This is a genomic window from Mycobacterium scrofulaceum (assembly GCF_001667885.1).
GTDB classification, from domain to species: Bacteria; Actinomycetota; Actinomycetes; order Mycobacteriales; family Mycobacteriaceae; genus Mycobacterium; species Mycobacterium scrofulaceum_C.
On record NZ_LZJW01000152.1, the window covers coordinates 1 to 1,058 of the forward strand.

Sequence of the window (1,058 nt, forward strand, 5' to 3'; positions counted from 1 at the left end):
GGGCCGGTGGCGGTGACGGTGTCGATTCCGGAGTTGTTCGCCGCGCAGGTGGATCGTGTCCCGGAGGCGGTGGCGATCACCTGCGGGGGCCGGTCGTGGACGTATGGCGAGGTGGATGAGTCGTCGAATCGGTTGGCGCGCTTGTTGGTTGAGTATGGTGCGGGTCCGGGGGAGTGTGTGGGTCTGGTGGCCGAGCGTTCGGCCGAGGCCGTGGTGGCGATCTTGGCGGTGCTCAAGACCGGGGCCGCCTACCTGCCCATCGATCCCGGGCTCCCGGCGACCCGCATCGAGTTCATGCTCACCGACGCCCTGCCGATCGCCGCCGTCACCACCGCGGGCGTGCGATCGCGGCTCGACGGGTCGGACGTGGCCGTCATCGATTTCGACGATCCGGAAATGGCGGCACAGCCGGCCGGGCCGCTACCGCCGCCGGCCCCCGAGAACGTGGCCTACATCATCTACACCTCGGGCACGACGGGGGTTCCGAAGGGCGTGGCGGTCACCCATCACAATGTCACCCAGTTGCTGGAGTCGGTGCATGATGAGCTGGCGCTGGGCCGGGTGTGGTCGCAGTGCCATTCGTTGTCCTTTGACTTCTCGGTGTGGGAGATCTTCGGGGCGCTGCTGCACGGCGACCGGCTGGTGATCGTGCCCGACGCGGTGGTCCGCTCACCAGAAGACCTGCACGCCATGCTGATTCGCGAGCACGTCGACGTCTTGAGCCACACCCCCTCGGCCGTGGCGGCGTTGTCGCCCCAGGGTCTGGACACGGTGGCGACGCTGGTGATGGGCGGGGAGCCGTGTCCGTCCGAGGCGGTGGACCGGTGGGCGCCCGGGCGGGTGATGGTCAACCAATACGGGCCGACCGAGACCACGATGTATGCGGCGATGACCCGGCCGCTGACCGCGGGCAGCGGGACGCCGCCGATCGGCTCGCCCATACCCGGCGCGGCGCTGTTCGTGTTGGACAACTGGTTGCGGCCGGTGCCGGTGGGTGTGGTCGGTGAGTTGTATGTGGCGGGTCGGGGTGTGGCGTGTGGGTATGTGGGTCGGTCGGG

General features: G+C 69.2%; 1 protein-coding gene. It reads left to right on the plus strand.

Going from position 1 to position 1,058, the window contains the following annotated elements; all coding sequences use genetic code 11:
* Positions 1-1,058: AMP-binding protein (locus tag A5681_RS22350; protein ID WP_156738101.1), on the plus strand; the 1,058-nt coding region annotated here is incomplete at both ends.